The organism is Microbulbifer echini, from assembly GCF_041447225.1.
GTDB lineage: Bacteria > Pseudomonadota > Gammaproteobacteria > Pseudomonadales > Cellvibrionaceae > Microbulbifer > Microbulbifer echini.
This window is the reverse complement of sequence record NZ_JBGMEL010000001.1, coordinates 263601-288723: the sequence shown is the minus strand read 5'-3', so window position 1 is coordinate 288723 and position 25123 is coordinate 263601. Positions and strand designations below refer to the sequence as shown.

Below are 25123 nucleotides of genomic sequence, written 5' to 3'. Positions count from 1 at the left end.
AACACTATGGAGCTGGATACTATGCCTTCGCTGAAGGGCCGCGTGAGCGAGGAGGAGTGGCAGTTGCGTGTCGATTTAGCAGCGGCTTACCGCTTGATAGCCCATTACGGCTGGGACGATACCATTTTCACACATCTCTCCGTACGTATCCCCGGGCCCGAGGCACACTTTCTGATCAATCCGTTTGGTCTATTTTTTGAGGAAATCACCGCTTCAAGCCTGGTGAAAATCAATCGGGATGGGGAAAAAGTGGATGAGGATTCAGGGATGGTGAACCCGGCGGGATTTACCATCCACAGCGCTATCCATGAGGCCCGCGAGGATGCCCACTGTGTGATGCATACGCATACCACCGCTGGAGTTGCTGTCTCGGCCCATGCAGAGGGCTTGCTGCCGATTTCCCAACAATCCCTGTTCCCCCTTTCGAGCATCGCCTACCACGACTATGAAGGCATTGCCGTACGCGAGGATGAAAAGGCGCGACTGGTGTCAGACCTCGGCCCGGCGAATTATATGATTTTGCGCAATCATGGACTGCTAACTTGTGCTCCCACCGTTGCCGATACCTTCCTGGCCATGTTTATTCTGCAGCGCGCTTGTGAGATACAGGTTAGTGCTCTCGCCGGAAATCCACCCCTCACGCCTGTTCCTCAAGGTATTGTGGATAAAATCGTTAGTGAGGGAGATATGGTGACTGGCAATCAGGGGGGGCTTCTGGTCTGGCCTGGGTTGTTAAGAAAACTGGATCGATCCGATTCCAGTTATCGTCAATAGTACATTCTTGTAAAGCTTTTCAAAAATTATTAAATTTTTTTAACTTGGTTCGGGAGTAATAGACTTTTACTCCCTATTTTGGGATGGTTAATACGCCCTGAGTCTTAGTTTCTAGACTTTCTTCTACAAATGAGGACTCTGTTATAGCGAAAAGATTATGTAACCGTCACAATTATTAAAAATATCCCTTTTAACTGGTTGCTCAAATAGGCAGCTAGGTGTGCATTTGGGGTGGTTGTGTATTGACAAATGATTGAGAGAGTCGGGATATTGGATTATGTTGAATTACCTTATAAAAAAACAATTAAAGCGTCATGATCTAGGTAATAACATGAAGCTAGAAGCTCTGGTGCGCTCTCATCTTCTTGGGCAGCAAGCATTGATGAGTAACGAACCAGGTGTTGGCAATACGAAGAGGCATAAAATCATCGTCTCCTTAACCTCTTTTGATCAGCGTATTCACGATATTTATTTGTGTATAGAGAGCTTATTTCAGCAATCATTAAAAGCTGACGTGGTTGTTTTGTGGTTATCTTTGCAGGATTTTCCGGATGGGGATATTCCCGAGCTGTTAAAAAAACAGCAGAGTCGAGGTTTGAAAATTTGTTTTGTAGAGGAAGATTTTGGCCCTTATAAAAAATATGTATATGCTTTCGATCAGTTTCCCGATAGCCTGATAATTACGGTTGACGATGATGTGCTCTATCCGCTGGATATGATTGATATTCTTTATCAGGCTTACCTGCGTGACCCATCCAATATTTATTGTCATCGTGCCCACCGTATAGAGGTCGATAAGAAAGGAGAAATTCTTCCCTACCAGAAATGGCGTAGCGGAAGAGAGAATTGGTGCGGAAAATCAAACACGCAACCTTGCCACAGAGTTTTTCCCACAGGGGTTGGCGGTGTACTTTATCATCCCGGTTCACTGCATAAAGATGCATTTGATAGTGAAAAATTTTTAGCGCTTTGCCCCAAGGCCGATGATATTTGGCTCAAGGCGATGAGTGTTCGCCAGGGTACCCGGGCAGCTCGTGTGCCAGATTCGCGGCATTGGCGAGATCGGTTTCTCACAATTCCGAGTGCAAGAGCCCAAAGTCTAAAGAGAGAGAATCTCAAAAGTAAGTATGGTAATGACTATAAAATTCGCCGGGTTTTTTCTGAGTATAAATTGTTAGAGTTGCTTTAGTGAGATTCTTAGTGCCGACCTAGTGGGCCTTAAAGGATGCAAACCTCTTCTGAATAAAGCATGGATGCTCAGTATATGTTGGCGGCGAATCTGTATGGAATAGTTTTTTTAGGTTAGCGAAACGTTTGTATTTTTTCAATTTTTAGCGTGCCAGCAATACTTTCCATAAATGGCTGTGGGTTAAGAGGTTTAGGTTTGAGGTTTTATTGCTTTTCTATATTTTTCTTGTTGCCATGCTTTTCTTATGCGGAGGATAAAATGCTACTTGGTCGATCGAACTTTGATGAGGAGATGATATCCTCTGCGGTTGATATGTTGAAAGATGAGCTCCCCGGTGGGTGGAAGATATGCTCTAATGTTGAAAGGATATATTCAAAAATAATTGAGGAAAGGGTTGCTAAGAACGGCAAAAAATTCTCTAAAGAGAAGTGGTATCTTGTGGGCTGTGACGGTGCGAGTTATGTTTTTGCGACATTGCGCAATAGCCGTATTATACAAATAAGTCAAGTGAGTCCTTAATGGTACTGGTTTGTAGAGGGTTTAGTTGGGGGACTGATTCATGGACTGTTGGGTAAGTGTGTTCGTCAAATAATGATATGCAGATAGGCTACCATTTATAGCGAAAACCAAGTTCCAGCCCCCCTGCGAAACTGTTCCCAGGATTCTCGAGACTACTGCTATAGAATAACTCTGAGTAGATAGAGCAGTGGTCACCGCACTCCTCATAGCTGATCCCCATACGCAGGTCGGCGTACCAGGCATCTGGTTTTTGTATTAATCTGGTTCCGGAGACCACTAGATCGGTTTCTTGGTCGAGATTAAAAGTCAGTCCCGAAGTAACATAGTATCCAAAGCGTTCAAGGGGGAGGGAGCCGTACATGTTTCTGCTCGACTTTCGCTGACTTTTACGTTTTTCAAAAGTGGCTCCTAGGCGTAGTAAGAGTCCATTATTGTTGATGTCCCCTACCAGCACATCATAAGTATCCTCAAAATCCTCAGCTTCTTCAGAGGTATAAATCAGCTGAGCTTGGGGGGTTATAGAGTAGTAATTATATAGTTTGAAATTCCACCCCCCCTCGAGGGCGAAGCCGTAACCATAGCCTTCGCTACTGTTTTTCAGGGTGCGCAGATCGTCAGCATCAAATTCAAAGTCAAACCAGCTCAGCTTAAACTGCGCATCCAGGTAAAGTCCCTGATAGCTATACCAGGTTAAATAGCTGCTGACGCCATAGGTTTTGGCATCAATCGTGCCGTCACCAAAAAAAGAGTCTACGGTATTTCTTGAGTCACCATAGTGCAACGCCAGGCTGGCAACAGGTGCGCTTCCGTAAACGGATAGATTGAGGGGCAGGTCGGCGCCGACCTGGATCTGATAGAGAGTTTGATCCCAGCTTGCCCAGGTGGTGGATTGTTTAGGGGTAGTGCTCACATAACGTGCGCCATTACGTATCCACAAGCCTCTAGTATCAATGGTGGTTTCTAGTGAGTTGGCATAATCCTCGTTATAGAGGTCTAGGTAACTGCTGCCAACCCAATAGCGGTTGCCCACCCGGCTGCGCAATGGCGAGGGAATATTGAGTGAACGCAGCACTTGTGGGAGGGTTTCATACATGACCGCAGCTGGCTGCCAACGTACCATGCCGCCATTTGGAAAGCGGCTCGAATTACTCACGGTAGAGCGTAGATACCAATCTCCATCACTTTGACCGGATACATCGTTTTGGTGCAAGGTATAGGCATAGGCTCCACCAATGGTCGCTGGTTGCTGATCCCTGGTAACGTAGTCACCACTTAAAATAAAGGCATTGTCTGTGGATTTTCCCTCGACAGACACCAGCTTTATGCCATTGTCCTGGGTACGCGCGCCCGTACCTTCCAGGTTGTATATTGTTATAAAGGTTGAGCCGCTGGCATCCCCTTTGATTTTCAGTTGATCGCTGCCTGCATTTTCGTTATCGAGTATTACATCCATCCATAGCCGTCCATTTCCACCAATATAATGGCCGTAATTATTGTCACTATCTTTTTGAATAATGAGCGTATTTAATTCTTTATTGACCAGATCGATGGTGCCATCGTTAGCGACGTTGCCGGTTATGGTGTATTCCTTGGGATCGATAAATGCTTGACCGCCCCACTTAATATGTAGACCAAGAGGATTATTATCGAAATCCAGGCCACCGCCAACATTAAGGCTGCCAGTCAGGATCAATTTCGAACTTCCCCATATGACTACGCGCTCCCAGTTGTTTAGCTGATTGCCATCCACACGATAATCGAGCTTGAATATCAAGGTATCAATATCACCATCTTCCGCACTGAGGTCGTCGCCACCATTTAAAATGGCATCGCCGTCGAAGGAGTAGGAGTCTATGACCAGCATATCTGAACCGGGGCCGCCACGTATTTCATTCGCGATACCCTCATCCCAGTGGATATAATCGTCGCCCTCACCCGCATCCAAGTAGTTAAAAATGAAGCCCCCATCCAAGGTGATCTGGTCATTACCTTCTCCACCCCATACATGGAAACTGAGCCCATCCAATATCTGAATCTCATCGTCACCGACACCACCGTGAATGCCACCACCGTTGAGGTAGTCGCCAATATCGCTGCTGCGCTCATCCAGTACGATTAGATCTTTTCCATCCCCGCCATAGACCGAGTCGTTGACAATCGCTCCACGGATATAGATTTGGTCGTCACCGATGCCACCATAGGCATTATTAATGGTGCCGCCATCCAGTTCCAGGGTGTCATTGCCACCCAATCCGTCTACATCAGCGCTCTCTGCATCGCTATCCTCGTTACAGATGATTTGGTCGGGGCCGTCGGTACCCACATTGCCTGGTGAACACTCCGCCACGGGTTTTGCGGAAAAAAATATCAGAGTGATAACCACAGTCGATAGACCTACGAAGGCGCTTTTTCTACCGGTGGTTAGAAAATTTCGGGCAAGGCTGGTGTTTTCCACAGTGGCTCCGGCCATTGATTAGGTATACGAAATAATGATCCTCAAAATTTTGTACCAACCCCAAGATTGAGAATCCAGGGGTCGTAATCAAAGTGAGCATACAGTCGGTCAGAACCCAATTCGGTGGGGAAATTTACTGTGGGGTCGGTATCCGATAAGTAGTAAAGGGCGGCCAGATTAATTAGTAATGGATACTGAAACTGACGAAAATCCAAGTTGAAATCAACACCGCCTTGAAGAGCCCAGTCCCAAGAATGCCCCATATTGAAGGAGCCTGGTGCGACTGACATATCGGAATCGATCAGGTATTCGTTAAATTGGCGGCTAATAGAAACGGTGTGAAAATCTGTATAATTAATTCCGGCGCCGAGGTAGGGGCGGGCTATATAGCTGGGGTCCAGAAAATACCAGTTGGCAAAGGCCAGGGTGGTCGATGCTTTAAAGTCACCCAGTTTGATCTGGCTGCTGCCGGTGTTGCCGGTAAAATTATCCAGAGAGACACCATAAGAAGCGCTATTGATATGCATCAGCTCGAAACCCCAGCGATCGGAGGGGCGCCAAACTCCAGAGATCTGCCAGGTTTGTGCGGTGTCTAATTCCCAGGTGGTGTTGTATAAATCCCACTGTTGCAGCACTCGGTATTTGAGCGATGTTCCCGCGTCATTGGGCGCGACATAACTGAGACCAATACGCACCATAAATTCGCCCCAGTCGATGTTACGCCAATCCTCTTGGGCTTCCGTATAGGTTGCGCTTGTCGCTAAAAGAAATACGAAAACTCTGCAAATTTTTCCCTGGATTTTCATCACCATTCCCTTCCGTGAAAATCGATGACGACTGGGCGTCATTTATTATTACCAACTACCTTGCCCCCGGAGTTTTTGGGCTCACCGGCAGGTAACCAAAAAGTAGCAGGATTCAGCGAGAACGCCGTAAATTTGACGAGAATTAAAGCGGGAGTTTTTGTCTGTGGCCATTGGATGCCTCGGTAACTTTTACGTCGACATCCGTAAATAGGGGGATCTGTTAATAAAGCTTTGTTGATTTTTTTGTGATTCGTTATGAATTTGGCGGTAGTGGCCAAGTAAGGCCGCTCTCCTCCGGAACAGTTTCCAAATTGCGCGCGTATTCCAAGAATTCTAAGGCTGCAGGTGACAGTGGGCGGGATTTTCGCCTGGCTAGGTACCAGTGGGTAATGATGGGGAGTGCCTCTACCTCGAGGATGGCAAGGCCGGAGTGCCCGCCGAAGGCGAGCGTGTGTTCGGAGAGAATGGAGACGCCTAGGCCCGACATAACCGCATGCTTAATCGCCTCATTGCTCTCAATGGTCATGCGGATATTGAGATCGATCTTTTGCTTTTGCAGAAAGCGCTCGATGGCGTGTCGAGTGCCAGAGCCCTCTTCCCGGCGCAGGAATGGGCAGCTGGCAAATTCCTGTAGAGATATTTTTCCTCTGCCCGCAAGCGGGTGTTTTTCCGGGGCAATGGCCAGGAGGCGATTGGGCAGGAATTCCACCAACTCAAGGTCGGGATTCTTTGGAGGGTGACTAAAAACGTAAAAATCGTCTTCATCCTCGCCGGTATAGTCAATGATCTGCTGGCGGTTACCCACACGGAAGAGAATATCCAGCTGTGGGTGCTGCTCGTAAAACTCGCCGATCAGGTGCGGGATAAAGTACTTGGCGGTGGTGACCACTGCCAGTTGCAGGCGGCCAGTCTCCAGCCCGCGCAGTTTGGCCAGCTTTAACTCCAGATACTCGTAGCTTTTGAGAATCTCGCGGGCACTATCCACCAGAGTCAGACCAGCCTCGGTAAATTCCAGCTGCTTTCCCACCGCATAGTAGAGAGGCAGGCCCACGGCGGCGGAGAGTTTGGCCAGCTGCATGGAAACACTGGGCTGGGTAAGGTGCAGGGTTTTAGCGGCGGCACTGATACTGCGTTGCTCAAAAACGGTGAGCAAAATCTCTAACTGTCTGGCGGTTCCGATACGGGCGTGGGCTCTACTGGTAGGCATGAAGCACCTGTATTCTACTCAATATAGATAAAAGTTTATGGATAACATAATAATTATCTATTTTTATCTATCAATACCATTATCCATAATGCGCCCACTTCAAATTAAGTGGGAGGGGGGCGTTGCATGCATAAGTCACAACTGTATTTTGGTGCGTTAGTTGGGCTGATGGTTATGTCCATTGGCTGGATACTGGCGCTTGTGGGTATTGATGCGGTTGCCCTTATGGCGGTGGGGATGTTGGTCTTGCTGGCCAATATGGGTTACTTGCTAATGAAACGGGTACCCCAGAGAATCCGTCTGCCGCTGTCCCGGCGTCGGAAGCGCTGATTATGCAGCTGGATGTTGTAGTCGGTTTTTTCATCCTGGGGGCACTGGCGCAGCTGGTACGCAGTGATCTGCGTTTGCCGGCGGGCCTCTACCAAAGCTGTGTGATTTTCTTGTTACTGGCCATCGGGTTGAAAGGTGGCGCGGCACTCAGTGCGTATTCTGCCTCCACCCTGGTCCCCCAATCCCTGGCGGTCTTGGCCTTTGGTGCGCTTCTCCCGCTGGTCGCCTTCCCGCTCCTGTATTGGATTGGCCAGTGGACCCGCCTGGATGCGGCGGCCACCGCTGCCCATTACGGCTCAGTCAGTGTGGCTACCTATGCGGTAGCGGTGGCGCTCCTGGAGGCGAAAGGCATCGATTATGAAGCTTATTTCCCTCTGTTTGTGGCTCTGCTGGAAGTCCCCGCCATTGTCGTGGGCATTCTCCTCGCGCGGAAATCGGTGCAGGGCACGAATAAGGGGCGACTGCTTCACGAGCTGACCTGTAATCAGGGTGTGCTTCTCCTGATAGGCGGTATTGCGATTGGTGCCTGGGCGGGAGAGCGCACCACCGCGGTGATGCCTTTCTTCGGCCAACTTTTCCACGGAGTACTGGCCCTGTTCCTGCTCGAAATGGGCCGGGTTGCAGCGGCGCGCCTTGCCGATGTGCGCGGGCAGGGCGTTTTCCTACTGAGTTTTGGCATTTTCATGCCTCTGCTCGGGGGCGCCGCCGGGGGCGCTCTGGGGATACTGCTGGGTCTCTCCGCGGGCGGTATCTTCCTGCTGGCGGTGCTCGGCAGCAGTGCCTCTTATATTGCAGTGCCGGCGGCCATGTCCGTAGCACTGCCAAAGGCCAACGCCAGTGTATCCATCACTCTGTCCCTGGCGATTACTTTTCCTTTCAATGTCCTGGTAGCGATCCCCGTCTACCTGGCGCTTGTTCAACACTGGAGTTAACAGCAAGTGAAATCACTGCCATTTGAAAAAGTCACCATTGTTATGGGATCGCGCTCGGACTGGGCCACCATGGCAAACGCCACCAAGCCTCTGAGCGAACTGGAAGTGCCTTTCGCCACGGCGGTTGTCTCGGCCCACAGAACCCCCCAGCGCCTGGTGGAATTCGCCAATGAGGCCCATAAAAAGGGTACCCAGGTGATTATCGCCGGCGCCGGTGGCTCCGCGCACCTGCCCGGTATGATTGCGGCCATGAGTCCGCTGCCGGTGATAGCGGTGCCGGTGGAGAGTCGCTTTATGACTGGAATGGACAGTTTGCTTTCCATCGTGCAGATGCCCAAAGGCGTGGCTGTGGCGACCCAGGCGGTGGGTGCCTCCGGTGCTTTTAACGCGGGCTTGATGGCGGCGCAGATGCTGTCTCTGGCGGATAGCGAGTTGCAACAGCGACTGATCGCCTGGCGTGAGCGCCAAAGTGATCAGGTCCCCCTCTCAGTGGAGTAAGGGCCGTGAACAAAGGCACCAGACATATCGCGATTGTCGGCTGTGGGCAATTGGCACAGATGATGGCCCAAGAGGGGGAGTCCCTCGGCATAACATTCAGCTTCCTCGCCGAGCGGGATGAGGATGCCGGCTGCGTTGAGGGCCTCGGTACCCTGGTGAGGTTGGAGGGAGGCGATAGTGGCGAGCAGCTCTATCGTGCTCTGGGCTGCCCGGAGGTGATTACCGCCGAGCGCGAGCAGGTGGATGTGCAGCTACTGAGAGATTTACAGCGCTTTTGCCCGGTTTACCCCGACCCCCATGTGTTTGAGAAAGCCCAGCACCGCCTGCGGGAAAAATGTGCGCTCAGCGAAAGTGGTTTGCCAGTTGCCACGTTTATGCCGGCTCAGGGACGCGAAGCCTTACAGCGCGCGCTGGATACCGTCGGCTATCCGGCATTTATTAAAAGCTGTGAAAATGGCTACGACGGCAAGAATCAGTGGCGGGTGAAGGACGCTGCACAGTTACGCGAAGCCGTTGAAGAGGCGCAAAATCTGCCCTGTGTAGTGGAGGCCTCGGTCGCATTTTCCTGTGAGGTATCCCTGATTGGTGCCCGCTCGGTTTCCGGAGAAGTGAAGACTTACCCGCTGACGGAGAACCTGCACCGCCAGGGCACACTTTTACTCTCAAAAGCGCCCTTTTCGAACGCGCAGTTATTGGCCAGGGCTCGAGCCTATCTGCAAAAGCTGATGGACGATTGGGACTATGTGGGCGTACTTTCGTTGGAATGTTTTGTGACCGACGACGGTCTCGTGGTTAATGAAATTGCCCCAAGGGTACACAACAGCGGCCACTGGACTCTGGCGGGCGCATCCACTAGCCAGTTTGCCAACCATTTGCGGGCGATATTAGATATGCCATTGGGAGAGACGGACTGCCCGCGGCCAGCTGCGATGGTCAATATGCTCGGCATTGACCGCCCGCCCTCCGGGAATAATGATGGCGTTTGGCTCTACGGCAAAAGTCTGCGCCGTGGTCGCAAGATGGGTCATGTGCTGTTGTTGGATAACTGCGACATACAGCTGGCAAAGCGCAGCGAGGCGATTATTGCCGATCTCTACCAGTAGTAGGTGCCCAGGGGGAGGGCCTACTTAAGATCCCGCTTCGGGTTTTTGAAGCGGGGTTTGGCGGTCCTGCCCCGCCACATCGGTGTGCCCACCCGATAGGCGGCGCGGGCAATCATATGCACCCCGATCGGCACAGTGAACAAGAGAAACAGCAGGGCTGCCACAGCGCGTGCTGTTACTTGGGTGTCGTGGAACATGGCCGCTACCCCGCCGAGTAACAGGCCACAGCACAGCGTAGCGGCTTTGCCCGAGGTGCTCATACGCGTGTAGAAGTCCGGCATCCGCAACAGACCTAAAGCGGCACTAAAGCCGAAAAGGCTGCCTACCAGTAACAGCGCGGCAATAAACACTTCATCGAAAACCACCGTCGCGCCCCCCCTCGTTTAGTACCGTTTTTTTACCGCTTTTTTCAATAAATCGGGCAAAGGCAACACTCACCAGGAAAGCCACCAGCGCCAGAGCAATAGCCGCGCTCAGGTATACCGGTTGCCCTGAGGCAATCGCCAAGAGTGCACAGTAAGCCACCGCGAGAATATTCAGTACATCGAGAGCAACGACTCGATCCGCCAGTGTTGGGCCGATGAAAATACGCATAAAGCACATCGCCAGTGCCAGTAGCATAATCAGTGAAGAGATATTAATAGCCATTACGATAACTGGCGCGTTTATATCGACGATGGTGCTGTGCATCAGGAAAAGGCCTCCCGCACGCGTTTTTCAAAACCGAGGTGGATTTCCTCGCGGAAAATGTCTGGATCGTCCACAAACATGGTGTGTACAAAAAGCTCTGAATTATCAGGGGTTATCTCGAGCACTACTGTGCCGGGTGTGAGTGAAATAAGATTGGCAAGTATAAAAATCTGAGTTTGGTCGGTAATCTCCAGAGGAATTCGCACCACCAGTGGGCGGCTTTGCAGCTTTGGGGAAAATACCTCGATTGTGGCGCGCAGGCTTGAAAGTACCAGCTCCTGGATAAAAAAGCTGGCCAGACGGATTAAGCGCGGCAGACGTTGAAAATACTTGGTGCCCTCTGGGATTTTTGGCGAAACCCGCAATGCTAAATAGCCGATAAAAAAGCCGAAGCAGAAATTGACCAGCGTCGCATTACCGGTCAGAGCTGACCAGCTGATGGCCAATATCAGATTGAGTAAAAAAACGCGCATGATCTGTGCTCCCCAGCCTATTGGGTCTGCAGACCCAGTACAGCCCCAAGATAACCCGCCGGCTCCAACAACTCTCCGGCTGCGGCCAGGGAGTAATCAATAAAAGGCCCGGGTACCAGCCCGAGCAACAAAGTGATCAGCGCCAACAGCGCTACGGGCAACAGGCGCTGATAGCGTTCGTATCGGGGAATATCTCCCAGACATTTGCAATAGTCCTTCGGATGCGCCTTTAAAAAAGCCTCCGCCCAGATCTTACTCATAGAGAACAGAGTCAGAACACCAGTCACCAGCGCCACGACAACAACCCAATAGGCGGCTTGGTCGAGACTCGCCTTTAATAACAACAGTTTGGCCCAGAAACCCGATAGCGGCGGAAAGCCGGCCAGACTAAAGGCGGCGATAAAGAAAAAAGTGGAAAGCAGCGGGCTCGCTCGATAAATCCCTCCGATTTCACTCAGTTCGAAACTGCCAGTCAGTCGCTGGGCCGTACCACTGATGAGAAACAAATTGGTCTTGGCGACAATGTTGTGCACCATGTAAAAAACGGCTCCAGCCAGTGCCAGTGGTGAGTTGAGGGCGAGGCCCAGCACGAGAAAGCCAATCTGACTAATGATGTGAAAGGCGAGAATTTTTCGAAACTCATAGTGTGCCGCGGCACCCAGTACGCCTGTGAGCATAGTAAGGAGGGCAGTGCCCAATAAAATACTGTGGGTAAAACCCAGATCGTTAGGAAAAATCAGGGTGAACGTGCGAATCAGTGCGTAGACCCCGACCTTGGTGAGCAGGCCGGCAAAGACGGCGGTTACCGCTACTGGCGGCGCGTGATAAGAAGCGGGCAGCCAAAAAAACAGTGGGAAAATTGCCGCCTTGATACCAAAGGCACAGATAAATAAAACGGCCAGCGTAGAAACTGCTGCGGGGTTATCCACCGCAGCCAGGGAAATATGCAGTTGCGCCATATTTAATGTGCCGGTCAAGCCATAAATCATACCGATTGAAGTCAGCATCAATAGTGTGGAGACCAGGTTCAGTGCCACATATTTAATTCCGCCATCCAGTTGAATCCGATCCCCACCGAGCACCAGCAGCGCGAAAGAAGCGATCAGCATCACTTCAAACCAGACATACAAATTGAAGATATCTCCGGTAATAAAGCTGCCACAAACCCCAGCCAATAGCAGTTGAAAAAAACTATGGAAACCTAGTTTAACTCGGTATTTACCGATATCGGACAGCGCGAATATGGCTACACAGAGCCCTACGATGCCACTGATCAACAGCATAACGGCGCTCAACCGATCGGCCACTAGGGTGATACCAAAAGGTGCCGCCCAATCGCCCATCTGTGCCGCATGGGTGCCATTGCTTTCCACCAATACCAGGATGGCAATTGTCACGACAAGCAATAGAGTGCAGCCAAAAATCGAAAGTACGCCGCATAAACGAGGCCTGGCGCGGGCTGGAAAAGTAGCGAGCGCGGTGAAGATCGGTATCAGGAAAGGCAGGGCCAGTAACCAGCTCAAAGGGATTTTTCCCTCTTGGGTGGGATAGGTTCGGCGATGCGCATGGAATCCACATCCAGAGTGCCAAGCACCTTGTAGGCCTGGGCAATTAATGCGAGAGCAAAGGCCAGTAAACCGAAACCGATAACGATTGCGGTTAGGATCAATGCCTGGGGTAAAGGGTTGGAAATTGGCTCGGGGGGAACCTGCAGGCCTTCAGGGATGAGGGGCGGCGCGGCGCGGGTGACTCTACCCGCAATAAAAATAGCCAGATTAGCGGCGTTACTAATTAATACCAAGCCAAATAAATAATGCAATAAATTACGCGCCAGCATCAAATAGACGCCGGTGGCAATCAATATACCGACAACGAGGGCGAGAGGGCCTTCCATATCAGGCTTCCTCCAGCGCAAAAATCAAGGTCAGTACCGCACCGAGTACGGCCAGATAAACACCGATATCAAATATCAGTACATTGCTGATAGAGAGCCCGCCAGTAGTTTTATCGCCAGTGAGTTGCAGCCACTGGCCTGAAAAGGGGGCATCGCCTGAGAATAATGCCAGCATCCCAGAGAGTGCGGCGATCAGCACGCCGCTTGCCGCGAGATTGCCGGGAGGTATTCTAAGGGCACTCTGTGCCGACTCCATGCCCCAAGCTATGGCGAATAATGCGAATGCCGAAGCGGCGATCAAACCGGCAATAAATCCGCCACCTGGATAGTTATGGCCACGCAGTAGCATATAAATGGAAAACACCAGAATCAGTGCGACCAGCACGCGAGTCGCCGTTTGTAGTATCAGTGAATTCATTGTTTTCCCCGTCGCAATTGGTGACCGAGTAAGGTGACTGCCGCTATAGCCGCGGTAAATACAACAATAATTTCGCCAAAGGTATCCAGCGCACGAAAGTCCACCAGAATCACATTAACGATATTGCGGCCATGGCCCTCGGGTACCGCAGCCTCTACAAAGAATTCACTCGTTGGACTGACTAGTGGTGTTTGCAGAACGGCCAAAAGACTGAGAGTAATCAGTAGGCCCAGTACTGCGCCGAGTGTTGCGTCGCGAGGCCGAAACAGCACTTTTCTGCCAGGATTGAATACCGGTAGGCGCGGTAGAATTGCGGCAACCAGCACCAGGTACAGGGTTTCAACAAGCAGCTGAGTGATAGCAACATCCGGCGCCCCGAGGAATAAGTAGATTAAAGCAATTCCCACACCCAGAGCACCAAGGGCGCAGATAGCTATTAAAGGCTTGCGCGCAGACCCCGCCATAAAAGCCCCTCCCACAGTTAGTAACAACGCCGCCCACTCTTTTAAGTTTAATTGCGGCCAGTTGTAGTCCAGAGGGTATTGCCCGGAATGAATCAAGGCGAAAGCCAGGGCCAGGGATATCGTCGTAAAAATAACGCTCAAATAGCGGCGCATTACCCCATTTTGCAGAATGCGAGTTTGCGCAGAGGCAAAGGCCTTGAGTAACTCTAGGGATTTATCCCACATTTGATCGGCACTGGTGGGCGCGTGTTTGAAGTCCCAGGCCAGCCAAGCGCGCAAGCGGCGCAACCCCAAATACATGGTCACCCCTAAAATAAACGTGAGGATACTCATCAGAAGGGGAATATTGATGCCGTGCCAGAGTTGCAGCTTGATGGTCTCTGGAATGCCCAGTACTGCACTTAAAGCCGGCTCCACCAGACCGCCGCCAACGAGATCGGGCGCCAATCCGAAAGTGAGCCCCAGGCCACTTAAGATCAACGGGCTAATCCACAGTCCCACAGGTGCTTCTTTTACCTTGGGGAGTTGCTGCGGTTTCTTTCGCCAAAAGGGCTTTAATGCGACCATCCCCGCAACGGTCACCGTAACGGCGTTAACAAAAACGGCAACGGTAGCAACGAGGGCGGGCTCTGAGGCCACAGCAAGGGCGCCCTCATATTTTAATTCCTTGCCGATAAAGCCGAGAAATGGGGGAAATCCGGCCATAGAGAGTGCTGCCGCGGAAGCGGCAATGACAGTGATTGGCATGCAGCGGCCGAGGCCGCCCAGTTTGTTCAGGTTTCGAGTGCCAGCCTGTTTGTCGATGATACCGACCACCATAAAAAGTGCCGCCTTGTAAAATGAGTGCACCAATAAAAAAGTAATGGCGGCGGCTACCGCGGCCGAAGCGTCGGAGCCAAGAAACATGGTGATCGTGCCCAGCGCTATGAGTGTGGTGTATGCCAGGGCGAGTTTCAGGTCCGTCTGGCGCAGTGCCGCTACCGCAGCCACTGCCGCCGTTGCGGCACCGGTACAGGTTAATATCCATTCCCACCATTCGGTATGTGCCAGTATCGGGTGCATACGGGCGAGCAAATAGATGCCGGCTTTTACCATGGTGGCGGAGTGCAAATAGGCGCTCACTGGTGTTGGCGCGGCCATGGCATTGGGCAGCCAGAAATGAAAGGGTAACTGTGCGGATTTACAGAAGGCACCAATTAAAATCAAGATCAAGATCGGTAAATAAAGAGGACTTGTGTGCACGGCTTCACTTGAAGCTAACACCTGTCGCAACTCAAAGCTATCCGCCACAGAACCTAGTAGCAGCAATCCAACCAGCAGGCACAACCCACCTAAGGTAGTGACTAGTAGGGCTTGAAGGGCAGAGCGGCGCGCGACAGCACTCGTATTATTAAATCCAATCAACAGATAGCTGGAAATAGTGGTCACTTCCCAAAATACAAACAGGGTAATTAAATCCCCCGCCAGCACTAGGCCCAGCATACCGACCATAAAAAGGTATAAATAAAAATAAAAACGACGCAGATCGGGATGTCCGCGTAGGTATGCGGCCGCATAGATGGCCACAAACACACCAATCCCACTAATCAACAGGGCAAAAAGGAAACTCAGGCCATCGATGTAGAAACGCAGGGATATACCCAGTGCGGCAACCCAGGTAACGCCAAAAGAAAATTCTCTACCGTCAGAAATATCCGGCATCAGAATCAGCAGAACAATAGCGAAAAGCGCGGGGGGCACCGGCGAAAGCAGGGAAAGCAATCGCCCTGGCGCGGCCTCATTTCTCTCGCGACCATCCATGTCGCCAGCTTTGTCCATTGCTTCATCCCCAAATGCCTCGCTCTATTTTAGGAGGGAATCGGCGGTTGGGCGGGCGAGTTGGGTAAAGTGTCACGCACTATTCTTTACAGGGTATTCAGGCTCTGCTTAGGGCCGGATACGGCATATCTCAGTTTTTTAATGATTCGCTTTCGGGTTCTTTTTAAATTGATAAAGGTGCAAAGTCCGAATCGAATTCTTAGCCTCGGGATAAGTCCTTGCCGCCGGCCCTCAGCGTGAGGCTAGTCATGAGCTATTTGGATCAAGTGGCGGGCAGGTCAAACCAAAGTGCGGTAAACCCCTCTGCCGAGGATTCAAGTTGTATCCGCTCCTTAAATAATCCCAGACCATCCCCCGCGCTCAGCCGGTGCCTACCATTGACACCGGTTGCTCCCTCAATGACGTGTAGGTAACCGGGGCGTTCAAGGGTGTCCAGTGAGATAGTCTCCCCGCAAGTTAATTGCAGCCGGTAAAGATTGGCATCTTGTTGTATGGAAAGTGATTGGCCCCGGCCATCGGCTGTCACCAGAGGAGTCATTTTTCCGATCTGTGCGATCGACCGCTGCTCATAATCGGGCTTAATACCGCGGCGGTTGGGCTGAATCCATATTTGCAGGAACCTTAGATTTTGTGATTTTGAGTGATTGTATTCCGAGTGGGTGATACCCGTTCCGGCACTCATTCGTTGGACCTCGCCGGCAGGAACAACAAAACGATTCCCCTCACTATCACAATGCTCAATTGCGCCCGTCAGGATGTAGGAAATAATTTCCATATCCCGGTGACCGTGCGTATCAAAACCTGCACCAGGTCTCACGATGTCATCGTTTATTACACGAAGTGCGGAAAAGCCCATATGTTTGGGGTCGTAATAGTGGCCGAATGAAAAGGTGTGTTTACTGTTGAGCCAGCCAAATCGAGCTTGCCCGCGCCCCTGAGAAGGTCTGAAATAAAACATAGCCTGGGCCTCGCTGGTGATGTAAATAAGTGTGTTATGGCTATGATAGATAGGGGTGGCTCGAATGAATATCGGATAAAGTTGAATTGATTATTCGTTTCTACAGAATGGACTGTTTAATAATGTAGGGGTGCCTCAAAGGGGGCGGGTCTACGCATTGAGGAAAAAATTAATTAAATTCAGCTGAATTCTCTAAAGAAAAAGTAAGCAGGTTTTAGAGATGATATCTACTCTATCAGTTCGTAAGAAGCTATCAGTTGTTATGGCGGCTTCAGAGGGTTGTTGCTGAGGCGTTATCCCGAAAAATCTGAAATTTCCAGGGTAAGAAAACGTAGTTCGCCAATAAATTCTCTGGCGGCAGGACCGAGTTTATCTTGATCTTTAAAGTTTAAATAAAAATTGGATGAGCGCTTTCCCCCCTTTACCAGGCGGAGTAATTTCAGGGTGCCGTCATCGAGTAAATCGGCCACTAATGGTAAGGGTAGCCAGGCGAACCCCATTCCCTGTGCAATTAAATCCAGTGATGCACGCAAACTCCCCACTTTCCAACGTTGCTCTGCCCCCAGCCAACCGGAATCCCGGTTGGTCTGTATGGCGGAATCCCGCACTATAATCTGTCGATAGGATTTTAGGTCCTCATAAGTTAGTTCACGTTTATACTGGTGCAGAGGATGATCTTTGTGGGCGACAGCCACAAATTCAATACGACATATCTCATCGTTGAGACTATCATTCATGGTAAATGCCGAGAGACCTAAATCAACCATTCCCTCCAGAATCAGCTCATTGGTACCCGACAATACCGTGTCCACAATATCGATATTGACCTGAGGAAAAATACCGGAGACTTTTTCCAGCGCTTTAAAGACGACTTTTTGTGGAAAGGCCCCATCCACGGCAATACGCAGTTCTGACTCCACGCCCTCGCTGAGAGAGTCGGCGATATCCTCAATGCGGGAGACTTCCTCCAGCAGATACTTCCCGCGGCGCAGCAGGAGTTGGCCCGCCTCGGTGAGCATCACCTTACGCCCTGAGACTTCAAATAACTTGACCCCAAGAGCGGCCTCCAGATTTGTTACGGCATGGTGAATACTGGACTGGCTCTTGTGCACAACGGATGATGCTTGGTTAAAACCGCCGGCATCCACAACGGCTTTAAACATACGCCATTGCTCTAGGGTGGTTTTTTGCATGGATCTATCCTTGTAAGTGGAGCTCTTGCATAAGCGTTTGATGATTACTGGCCAGTTTTATTAGATCACGCTCTATTATCCAACAGAACTGGAGAAGAGACAGACAATTTACTGGATGTGGTCGAGTATTGAAAAGGTGGGATCCACATGGTTGTGATGGAAGTTGGCCGCAGAGCGGCCTACTTGCTGTTCGTGGCGGTTATTGTTCAGCTCGATTGTGCGGGCTGCTGTAGTCAATATTCGGCCCAGTAGGTACAACCTGGGTTGGATTGATGGACGTATGACTGAAGTAATAGTGCCGCTTGATATGTTGGAAATTTACGGTTTCGACGATACCGGGCCACTGGTACAACTCACGTACATAGTTGCGCAAGTTGGGAAAATCTTCCAGGCGCTGGCGATTGCACTTAAAGTGTCCGTGGTATACGGAGTCGAAGCGTATCAGGGTGGTAAATAGTCGCCAGTCTGCCTCCGTGATTTCTTCTCCTACCAAGTAGCGCTGGCGGGCTAGAATGTTTTCCATCTGATCGAGTGCGGCAAATAGCTGGCGGTAGGCCTCTTCATAGGCTTCCTGGGTAGTGGCAAAGCCACTGCGGTATACACCATTATTGATGCTCTCGTACACCAGTTGATTAATCGTTTCAATCGCCTGTTGTTTATCCTTGGGGAAAAAGTCTTGAGTATCTCCGGTAATACGATTAAACGCAGTATTAAACATGCGAATAATTTCTGAGGATTCATTACTGACAATACCGTTTGTCTGCTTATCCCATAGCACTGGCACCGTAACTCGTCCAGAGTAATCGGGCTTGTTGTGGGTATAAACCTGATGCATATAGTGATAATCAAACAGAGCATCACCGCTGCTGCCCTCATCCATATGAAAGCTCCAGCCTTGATCGAGCATATCCGGACTCACTATAGAGAGACTGATATGTTCTTCCAGTTTTTTCAGCTTGCGGAAAATCAGAGTGCGGTGGGCCCACGGGCAGGCCAGGGATACATACAAGTGGTAGCGTCTCGACTCCGCCTTAAAGCCCCCAGTACCACTGGGCCCGGCGCTGCCATCGGCTGTCACCCAGTTGCGCAGCTGCGCTGTCTCTCGTTTAAATGCACCGCCGGAATCTTTAGTATCGTACCACTGGTCATGCCATTGGCCGTTGATCAACAGTCCCATGTTCATCTCCAATATCTGTGTTACAGCTGGCCCTGGATAAAATAGAGTGGGCCCAATTCTTGTTCCAGAGTTTAAATACTATTGCGCTTATCTAGGCTAAGGCGCCCGGCACCATGGGCGGCAACTACCAGAAAACCACCGGCAATGGCCAGATTTTTAAAAAACATCAGAAATTGAATTTGATCCCCCAGATTGTTATGGAACAGGGCGGCAGTGACTAGGCTGAAGCTGGCAAAAGCCAAAGCGGTGAGGCGAACCTGAAAGCCCAGGATTAACGCCAGAGCGCCGCCAATCTCAAACACAATCACCAGCGGCAATAGTATTTCAGGTAGGCCACCATAGGTCAGATACTGGGCGCTGCCCTCATAATTCTGAATCTTGTTGACGCCCGCCAGAAAAAATATTGCCGCCAGGCCGATTCGCCCGGACAGGTCGGCAATGGCTGGAAATAGGGGGGCGTTAGTAGAGGCTTGAGCTGAGGACAGGGTGGAAGTGGTCATGTAGTGCTCCTTAATCTGGGGATTCGTTATAGAGTCATGCTCTGTTTGAGGCATCGTTGTCGATAAAAAGCAGTTTAACGGGAGCAGGCAGAATGAAAATTGGTAAAAATAGGCGAACTCATTCTGTAAATCAGAATGATAGGGTGGGTGTTGTATCGCTATGGACTAAGTAAGGTTAAGCGGTCTCAAAAGTGATAGCCGATCCCCAGGGAGAAAACAAAGGGGTCTATGTCCACATCCACATGGATTCGCGAGCTATCGTCAGCGCCGGTGTGAAAATGGATGTCCGCTTCGGTATCGATATCCAAATACCAAACAGCCGCATTAAACAGCCATCGATTCTCCCGACCTAAGGCGACGTCTATACCAACTTCCCCCGCCAAGCCCCAGGAATTGTCGAGCTTGAGCCTTGCCCGTGACTCAGCACCGAGTACGGTCTCAAAGTAGTTCTGCGCTGCGCGGTTGATATGTTCGCTGAAGAAATGGGTGTAATTGATACCGACGCCAATATAGGGCTGTACCCAAGACTCAGTGCAAACGGGATACCACTGCAGGGTAAGGGTGGGTGGCAGGTGTTTGATATCCCCCAGGCGCACCTTGCCGAGGGGTTCGCCAGTATCCGGGTCTGGCAAGCCGCGTACGTCCAGGTCATGTTTGAATGGCAATGCCGCCAAAAGCCCCAGCCCCCAGTGATCGGCGAATAACCAGGTGCCGGTAAAACTAACGGAATAGCCGGTATCCACATAAACTCTTGTGTCGGGCAATACGGTGCCATTCAGATAGAGATTATCGGAATCGTCGTTCGGATCGACGGCCGCGGCACCGACGCGAACAATAAAGTCCCCTTTCTTATACTCAGCGAGGGATTGGCTGCTGATGAATAAAGTGGAAAAAAACGTTGCTAGCAGTACGAGCCGTTGCATCTCTTACTCCCCTGTGCATCCACCCGAAATTAGGGCTACGCAATCAGTGTAGCGGTAAAAATAAGCGCTTATTTCGATAGCTATTTTTAGGAAGGTTGAGTGTGATGGTCGTTCAGAGGGAATTGAGTAGAAAGGGAAATGTTTTGTGCTGATGGTTTAACGAGCCATTATAGGTTGGATGAAATATCTAATTACTGCATGATTTTATAGGTACCGGCCTATGCCGGCACCTTTCAATTCCAAAATTTACAAGGTTAACCAGAGAGCGATTATCGCTAAGGCATTAGGCTGATAACTGTTCCAGCAGATCTTCATCACTCTCGTACCAATATTCATTGCCACGGCCAAAGGTACTGCTTGCGGTTGCATGTATTGCTCGGACCTGACTTGTCCACTTGGTTGCCTGGGTTTTTGCAACCACAAAGGCGGCAGCAGTACAGACTGCGGCGGCTCCGATTGCGGCTCCAGTCGGGTTGTTAATGGCGGCTTGATACACGTTCGATAACATGCCCCCCTGTTTTTGAATAGTAAGGATACCTGATTCTTTTACCGCAGTTGCCGTTAAGCCAGTACCAGCGGCTGCCGCGCCGATTCTTTTAATCTCGTTCCAGGAGTTTTCTCTTCCTGCGGCGGTTTTAAGGTTGCGGGGGTTAGTATTACTATTTACATAGGTGAGGCCAACGACTTTGCAGAGCTTTTCCAGCTTGTCGGGGTTTGCGCCCACAGGATTAGAGAAGAAAACTTTTTGCCCGGACATTTTATTGCGCAAATTGCGTACTATTTCCTCATCTTTTGCTTCAAAACGGCTCAAAGAGGGTGTGTTCTGCAAAATTTCCAGCGCCCGCTGGAAAGTTTTGGCACCTTCACCATGAACCAACCAGTTGACGGACTCTCTGGCGCTTGCTGCCTGTTGAATCAAGGAGGTCAGGCCATCGACAGATGGAAGTGCACTGTGCTGTTTATTGTTTATCCAATAAAGTGAGTAGAAGTTGTCGATCTTAGGAATATCTCTGGGCAGTATTTCAGTCCCTCCATAGGATTTCTCAATATGCCTAACTAAGAGTTTTCCAGCAGAATCCCTTGACCGAAACTTACCGCTTACTGCTGCATAATGAGCACCATTCCACTTGTGTTGCAGATTCATTTTATTGTAAGAAGAATCTGCTGATCTCCAAGTGCTTCCATCATATTTTACTTCGTAAACACCTGTTCCTTGATTACCAGAATCCGCTTGCAGAGAGTCATCGAAATGGATTTTATGGATCAATACATCGCCATTATCGATATAGTACTCAATGGCCATACCATTGCGTACCAGATAGCGAATAGTTCCGGCGCCATTGGCACTCTGGCTGCTGCCAGTATCGGCATTTAGGCTTATGAGTGCGCGCAGTAGGGTGGCAGAGTAGTAATTAGTTTGTGCCTCTTGCTTCACTTTTTCATACATAGGGTAGTGAGCATTGTTAACATAGACATCGCGGCCCTGTTTTGTGCCCATTGGGGCCATTTCAATAATCTTGGTCCAACCGGCTCTAAATGCTGGCATATTATTTCCTTATAATTAATACAGGTAGAAAGTAGAAAAAAGCTATTAAGGGGTAAAGCTAGGTGGCGGCGAGCCCCTTTCAACCACTTCAAGTGAGTCTTCCCCAGTTCTGTAATCACCCTCACGCACTTTATGGTAAATCCAGGGCTCTGGGCTTCGGGTTTCACTAAAGTGTGAATTTGGACATTGTTGGGCCACGTCCGCTTTTCGCTGTTGCATGGCTGGACTCAACTCTAATTGAAGAGTCGAGTAAGTTTCAGTTATTAAATGATCCATAGCGGCAATACTATATTTAGCAGGTGCATAGCCCAAAGCACTAAAATAAACATTAATAAAGTATTGATCATCCAGTGGGGCATATAATTGCGAGTGAAAAACGGCTTCTCTAAATGGGTTTTCCCGTAATTCCTGTTCGCTGCATTTTGGATGAGCCTCGCAGTACAGCCAGTCCGTACCGTTAATATTTTTTTTCTGCCATTTTATTGGGGCAGCCCTAGGGTCCATATCCAGTTTGGGAGGGCCGTAACGAAAATACAAATCTCTTAAAATGACCTGCTCCAAATGGTGTGGATTAAAACAGCTCATGCTCTCCGGTAAATCATCTACACGGTAGACCCTAATTACATGTTCAAGGAATCCATATTCCATGGAAACCCAGGGTGGTCCATAAAAACCCCAGTTGCGTTTTAAAATGGACTGCCCTGGCATTCTTCCCTCTTGGTACCATTTGCCGCGACTTAGATCGTCATAGGCTTCCCGGTTATAGATATCAATACGGGGACCATAATATTCCTCATTAATATCGGGCACGCTATTGGGCGGTAATGAGATACTAAAGCGGCTACCGGACAAGTTGGCAGTCAGTGTTTCAAGTTTGTCCCGATTTGGGACAAACGGCTTTTTTCTTGAGGCAAAGAGGCGTTCAAACATAGACTTGGTGGTTCCTATCCACAACGCTAGCGCTTACGGGATTTTGGCCGCCGTATTATAGTGCTGGCTATTTATTGTAAAGTGCAAACTGTTTCACATTTTTATTGTGAGGAAGTTCCTTTTTGAGGTACGTTCGTACAGTAAGCAGGCAGGTTATGGATCAAGTATTGTTGGTGGAAAATGGTTTCTATGAAATTTGGTAGATGAGTACCGTTTATCTTTTTGTTCTTTCATTTTTGACTGCTCGCTTCCGAAGTGTAACCAATGTTTCAATTGACTTATAAAGCCAAATACAAGTGCTTATTTTATTCGCCAATAAAATAGGCATCTTTACCCCTGCTCACCAACTGAATTTGATTGGTGCTGAATTAAGGACAGCTTTAGCAGAAGCCAGGTATGGTAAATGATCCCCAAGAAGTACATCATTATGCAGAGTGGTATGAGAATACCTACAGGGATAAAGGAGTCGCTTTGTATGATTAAGTTGGAAAAATACTCGTAGTCAAAAATATCACCCTCAGTAAATAGTTGAAAAATAAATAAGGTAAAATAGCTATACCAAATAGCTGAGTTGATTTTGGACAGGTGTTGTTTTTGCGGTTCGGATATGAAAGGTTTGCCGGCTTGTAGGTATCGTATGCGATAAATAATACAAACTGAACAAGAAATAAATAGGAACGCAAGAAAACTGGTCGCGAAAATGGTGTTGGCGTTTTGCATATCTAGGTTGGATAGATACTGTAGGTCAAAAATGTCGCCTTCGGTGTACACTTGGTAGATAACTAAAGTTAAATATAGATAGCTAACATTTAAGAGAATCTTTTCAAGATGTTCTCTTGTAGGCTTCGAGATGGAAAATTTTCTCATGGTTCTGCAAACTTCCCCGGTATCGAGTTCATTAGTTCGTTAAAAGTCTGATTCGTTAACTTCTTAAAAGGCATTAATCATGGCCTTAAGTGCTGCTTACTCATCGCCAGTGGCTTGCCAATCCGAGCGGCGCAGGTCGCCGGTTTGGTAGAAGTGGCGAATATTCTTGATGTAGGCGAGGAAGTCTTTGTTCTCTTCCGCGAGGCGGTTGGCGATATCCCAGTCGATGGCCGCGCGCTCGCGGGCAGGGATCAGGATTTGGCTTTCCGCTGGGTTTTCGGTATCCAGCAGCATTAAGCCGATACCGTGGGCGGCGCAGAGCAGGCGCAGTCCTTTTAGGGTATCGCTGTCTTCAATTTCGGCGGCGACCAGGTAGCCGAGATTGGCCCAGGAGGAGTTGGACAGGGCTTGGAAGAAGCACTCGCGGCTGTTGGCGCGGTTGAGTAGGCATTTGACTTCAAAGGACCAGAGGCGGGTGCGCTGGTCGGCGTACTGACTGGCGCAGGCGAGGATTTCTTCGTCCCAACTGTCGGTGAGGTCTTCCAGGGCGACGATATCCGGGAACAGCCAGCGGTTGCCCTTGGGGCCTTTGCTATTGGAGCTGCGCCTTTCGTCGATACGCATGCTGCGCAGCTTAAATTCGGCACGGAGATATTTTCCGAGTGGCAGGTAGAGCTGGGCCTCGCTGTGCTTTTTGAGTGCGAGGGTATTTCTAGTGGCAGTTTTCGGGGTGGATTCCGTGCGGGTGATCTCCTCGGTGGCACTGGCCTCGCTGTAATAGAATTTGCGCGGCCGGGTTTCCAGGGTTTTTATCTGCCGGTAATTTTTTTGCAGGCGCAGGCGCAGGCGCGGGCGCGAGGCGCGGATCTCGGCGGTTATCTGCTGGAGCAGTGCGCTCTGGGTATTGAGCGAGTCACTGCGGGCCAGTTTTGCTGCGCAGGCCTCGGGGTGAAACTCCAATATTTTTTCCGTGATCTGGCGGGGGGGCAGTGGCGGCTCGCGGTGTTTGCGCAGTATCTCAAAAACGCTTTCGCGCAAGTTTAGGGCCATGGGACTTCCTTGTGTAATACTCAGCAGCGCCGGGTGCTACCGGGGATATTTTTTGCTTTTTTACGGGTTAGGTGGCTGCGGTTATATGACGACGCTCTTGGTGCTGGAGGCTAGTTGGACCAAAAGAGTATCGTGTTTGGCAAGAAAGCTGAAGTTTGTAGACAGACTGAGATCTATCGCTGACACATTTCCTCCAATGGCAGGTTCAGATTATACAATGAAGGCTAAGGCTCACTACCCTTTGAGCTTAGCGTTTGATACTCATTAAACGTACCTTTGTATGACTGTGATCCTACCTAAAATTGACGGGTTGTTTAACTATTGATGAAGGAAGGGTTGTTAAGAGGTGCTATCGGCGTTAACCGATTGAGTCAATCCAGAAGAGGATTAGTCTCGGAAGTATCAGGGC

The 25123-nt window shown here is 49.9% G+C and carries 25 protein-coding genes; 7 read left to right on the top strand and 18 right to left on the bottom strand.

The window, feature by feature from the left end; genetic code table 11:
* Window positions 1-6: 6 nt before the first annotated feature.
* The 3 genes from ACCI51_RS01210 to ACCI51_RS01200 all read left to right on the top strand — a co-directional run bounded on the left by ACCI51_RS01210 (window position 7) and on the right by ACCI51_RS01200 (window position 2482).
* On the top strand, window positions 7-774 hold the full coding sequence (locus ACCI51_RS01210) for a class II aldolase/adducin family protein (RefSeq protein WP_371842301.1): 768 nt from the start codon (window positions 7-9) through the stop codon (window positions 772-774).
* Between the two features lie 277 nt (window positions 775-1051).
* Window positions 1052-1963 carry a hypothetical protein gene (locus ACCI51_RS01205; RefSeq protein ID WP_299579632.1) on the top strand — a complete coding sequence of 304 codons (912 nt, stop codon included), beginning with the start codon at window positions 1052-1054 and terminating at the stop codon, window positions 1961-1963.
* A 258-nt stretch (window positions 1964-2221) separates the two neighbouring features.
* Window positions 2222-2482, top strand: a complete 261-nt coding sequence (locus ACCI51_RS01200) for a hypothetical protein (protein WP_299579630.1) — start codon at window positions 2222-2224, stop codon at window positions 2480-2482.
* A gap of 88 nt (window positions 2483-2570) precedes the next feature.
* Here the strand turns inward: ACCI51_RS01200 and ACCI51_RS01195 are convergent, their stop codons facing one another.
* From ACCI51_RS01195 to ACCI51_RS01185, 3 genes are all read right to left on the bottom strand, one after another.
* Window positions 2571-4937: an autotransporter family protein gene (locus ACCI51_RS01195; RefSeq protein ID WP_371842300.1), complete on the bottom strand. Its 2367-nt coding sequence runs from the start codon at window positions 4935-4937 to the stop codon at window positions 2571-2573.
* Window positions 4938-4978: 41 nt separating this feature from the next.
* On the bottom strand, window positions 4979-5743 hold the full coding sequence (locus ACCI51_RS01190) for an OmpW/AlkL family protein (RefSeq protein WP_299579626.1): 765 nt from the start codon (window positions 5741-5743) through the stop codon (window positions 4979-4981).
* A 253-nt stretch (window positions 5744-5996) separates the two neighbouring features.
* Complete coding sequence (locus ACCI51_RS01185) at window positions 5997-6950, bottom strand: LysR family transcriptional regulator (protein WP_299579624.1); 954 nt, start codon at window positions 6948-6950, stop codon at window positions 5997-5999.
* A 126-nt stretch (window positions 6951-7076) separates the two neighbouring features.
* On the opposite strand from ACCI51_RS01185, the gene ACCI51_RS01180 reads away from it, so the two are divergent.
* Genes ACCI51_RS01180 through ACCI51_RS01165 form a run of 4 tightly spaced genes read left to right on the top strand, consistent with a single transcriptional unit; the run spans window position 7077 to window position 9813 of the window.
* A complete protein-coding gene (locus ACCI51_RS01180) occupies window positions 7077-7280 on the top strand; it encodes a hypothetical protein (protein WP_299579622.1) in 204 nt (67 codons plus the stop codon).
* A 2-nt stretch (window positions 7281-7282) separates the two neighbouring features.
* Complete coding sequence (locus ACCI51_RS01175; RefSeq protein ID WP_299579620.1) at window positions 7283-8212, top strand: sodium-dependent bicarbonate transport family permease; 930 nt, start codon at window positions 7283-7285, stop codon at window positions 8210-8212.
* Between the two features lie 6 nt (window positions 8213-8218).
* Window positions 8219-8710 carry a 5-(carboxyamino)imidazole ribonucleotide mutase gene (gene purE, locus ACCI51_RS01170; RefSeq protein ID WP_299579618.1) on the top strand — a complete coding sequence of 164 codons (492 nt, stop codon included), beginning with the start codon at window positions 8219-8221 and terminating at the stop codon, window positions 8708-8710.
* A 5-nt stretch (window positions 8711-8715) separates the two neighbouring features.
* Window positions 8716-9813 (top strand): 5-(carboxyamino)imidazole ribonucleotide synthase, encoded by a 1098-nt coding sequence (locus ACCI51_RS01165; protein WP_299579616.1) that lies wholly within the window; start codon window positions 8716-8718, stop codon window positions 9811-9813.
* 20 nt (window positions 9814-9833) lie between these two features.
* On the opposite strand, the gene mnhG is transcribed toward ACCI51_RS01165, so the two are convergent.
* From mnhG to ACCI51_RS01090, 15 genes are all read right to left on the bottom strand, one after another.
* Window positions 9834-10178 (bottom strand): monovalent cation/H(+) antiporter subunit G, encoded by a 345-nt coding sequence (mnhG, locus tag ACCI51_RS01160; RefSeq protein WP_299579614.1) that lies wholly within the window; start codon window positions 10176-10178, stop codon window positions 9834-9836.
* On the bottom strand, window positions 10165-10503 hold the full coding sequence (locus ACCI51_RS01155) for a cation:proton antiporter (protein ID WP_299579612.1): 339 nt from the start codon (window positions 10501-10503) through the stop codon (window positions 10165-10167). Before ACCI51_RS01155 ends, mnhG begins: the two co-directional genes overlap by 14 nt.
* The gene (locus ACCI51_RS01150; RefSeq protein ID WP_299579609.1) at window positions 10503-10976 is read right to left on the bottom strand and encodes a Na+/H+ antiporter subunit E; all 474 of its coding nucleotides are present in this window, start codon (window positions 10974-10976) and stop codon (window positions 10503-10505) included. Before ACCI51_RS01150 ends, ACCI51_RS01155 begins: the two co-directional genes overlap by 1 nt.
* 17 nt (window positions 10977-10993) lie before the next feature.
* The gene (locus tag ACCI51_RS01145; protein ID WP_299579606.1) at window positions 10994-12499 is read right to left on the bottom strand and encodes a Na+/H+ antiporter subunit D; all 1506 of its coding nucleotides are present in this window, start codon (window positions 12497-12499) and stop codon (window positions 10994-10996) included.
* The gene (locus ACCI51_RS01140) at window positions 12496-12870 is read right to left on the bottom strand and encodes a Na+/H+ antiporter subunit C (protein WP_299579603.1); all 375 of its coding nucleotides are present in this window, start codon (window positions 12868-12870) and stop codon (window positions 12496-12498) included. Before ACCI51_RS01140 ends, ACCI51_RS01145 begins: the two co-directional genes overlap by 4 nt.
* A gap of 1 nt (window position 12871) precedes the next feature.
* Window positions 12872-13288, bottom strand: a complete 417-nt coding sequence (locus ACCI51_RS01135; RefSeq protein WP_371842299.1) for a Na+/H+ antiporter subunit B — start codon at window positions 13286-13288, stop codon at window positions 12872-12874.
* Window positions 13285-15570, bottom strand: coding sequence for a hydrogen gas-evolving membrane-bound hydrogenase subunit E (gene mbhE / locus ACCI51_RS01130; protein ID WP_371842298.1), 2286 nt, complete (start codon window positions 15568-15570; stop codon window positions 13285-13287). The genes ACCI51_RS01135 and mbhE overlap by 4 nt, the downstream gene beginning before the upstream one ends.
* Window positions 15571-15832: 262 nt before the next feature.
* Window positions 15833-16528: a pirin family protein gene (locus tag ACCI51_RS01125; RefSeq protein ID WP_299579594.1), complete on the bottom strand. Its 696-nt coding sequence runs from the start codon at window positions 16526-16528 to the stop codon at window positions 15833-15835.
* A 293-nt stretch (window positions 16529-16821) separates the two neighbouring features.
* Window positions 16822-17721 carry a LysR family transcriptional regulator gene (locus tag ACCI51_RS01120; RefSeq protein WP_371842297.1) on the bottom strand — a complete coding sequence of 300 codons (900 nt, stop codon included), beginning with the start codon at window positions 17719-17721 and terminating at the stop codon, window positions 16822-16824.
* Between the two features lie 199 nt (window positions 17722-17920).
* Window positions 17921-18898, bottom strand: coding sequence for a glutathione S-transferase family protein (locus ACCI51_RS01115; protein WP_371842296.1), 978 nt, complete (start codon window positions 18896-18898; stop codon window positions 17921-17923).
* Between the two features lie 71 nt (window positions 18899-18969).
* Window positions 18970-19398: a DoxX family protein gene (locus ACCI51_RS01110; RefSeq protein WP_299579585.1), complete on the bottom strand. Its 429-nt coding sequence runs from the start codon at window positions 19396-19398 to the stop codon at window positions 18970-18972.
* Window positions 19399-19583: 185 nt separating this feature from the next.
* Window positions 19584-20321: an OmpW/AlkL family protein gene (locus ACCI51_RS01105; RefSeq protein WP_371842295.1), complete on the bottom strand. Its 738-nt coding sequence runs from the start codon at window positions 20319-20321 to the stop codon at window positions 19584-19586.
* Between the two features lie 283 nt (window positions 20322-20604).
* The gene (locus tag ACCI51_RS01100) at window positions 20605-21828 is read right to left on the bottom strand and encodes a hypothetical protein (protein ID WP_371842294.1); all 1224 of its coding nucleotides are present in this window, start codon (window positions 21826-21828) and stop codon (window positions 20605-20607) included.
* An 84-nt stretch (window positions 21829-21912) separates the two neighbouring features.
* Window positions 21913-22797, bottom strand: a complete 885-nt coding sequence (locus tag ACCI51_RS01095) for a hypothetical protein (protein ID WP_371842293.1) — start codon at window positions 22795-22797, stop codon at window positions 21913-21915.
* A gap of 963 nt (window positions 22798-23760) precedes the next feature.
* Window positions 23761-24714, bottom strand: a complete 954-nt coding sequence (locus ACCI51_RS01090) for a COG2958 family protein (protein WP_371842292.1) — start codon at window positions 24712-24714, stop codon at window positions 23761-23763.
* Window positions 24715-25123: the final 409 nt, after the last annotated feature.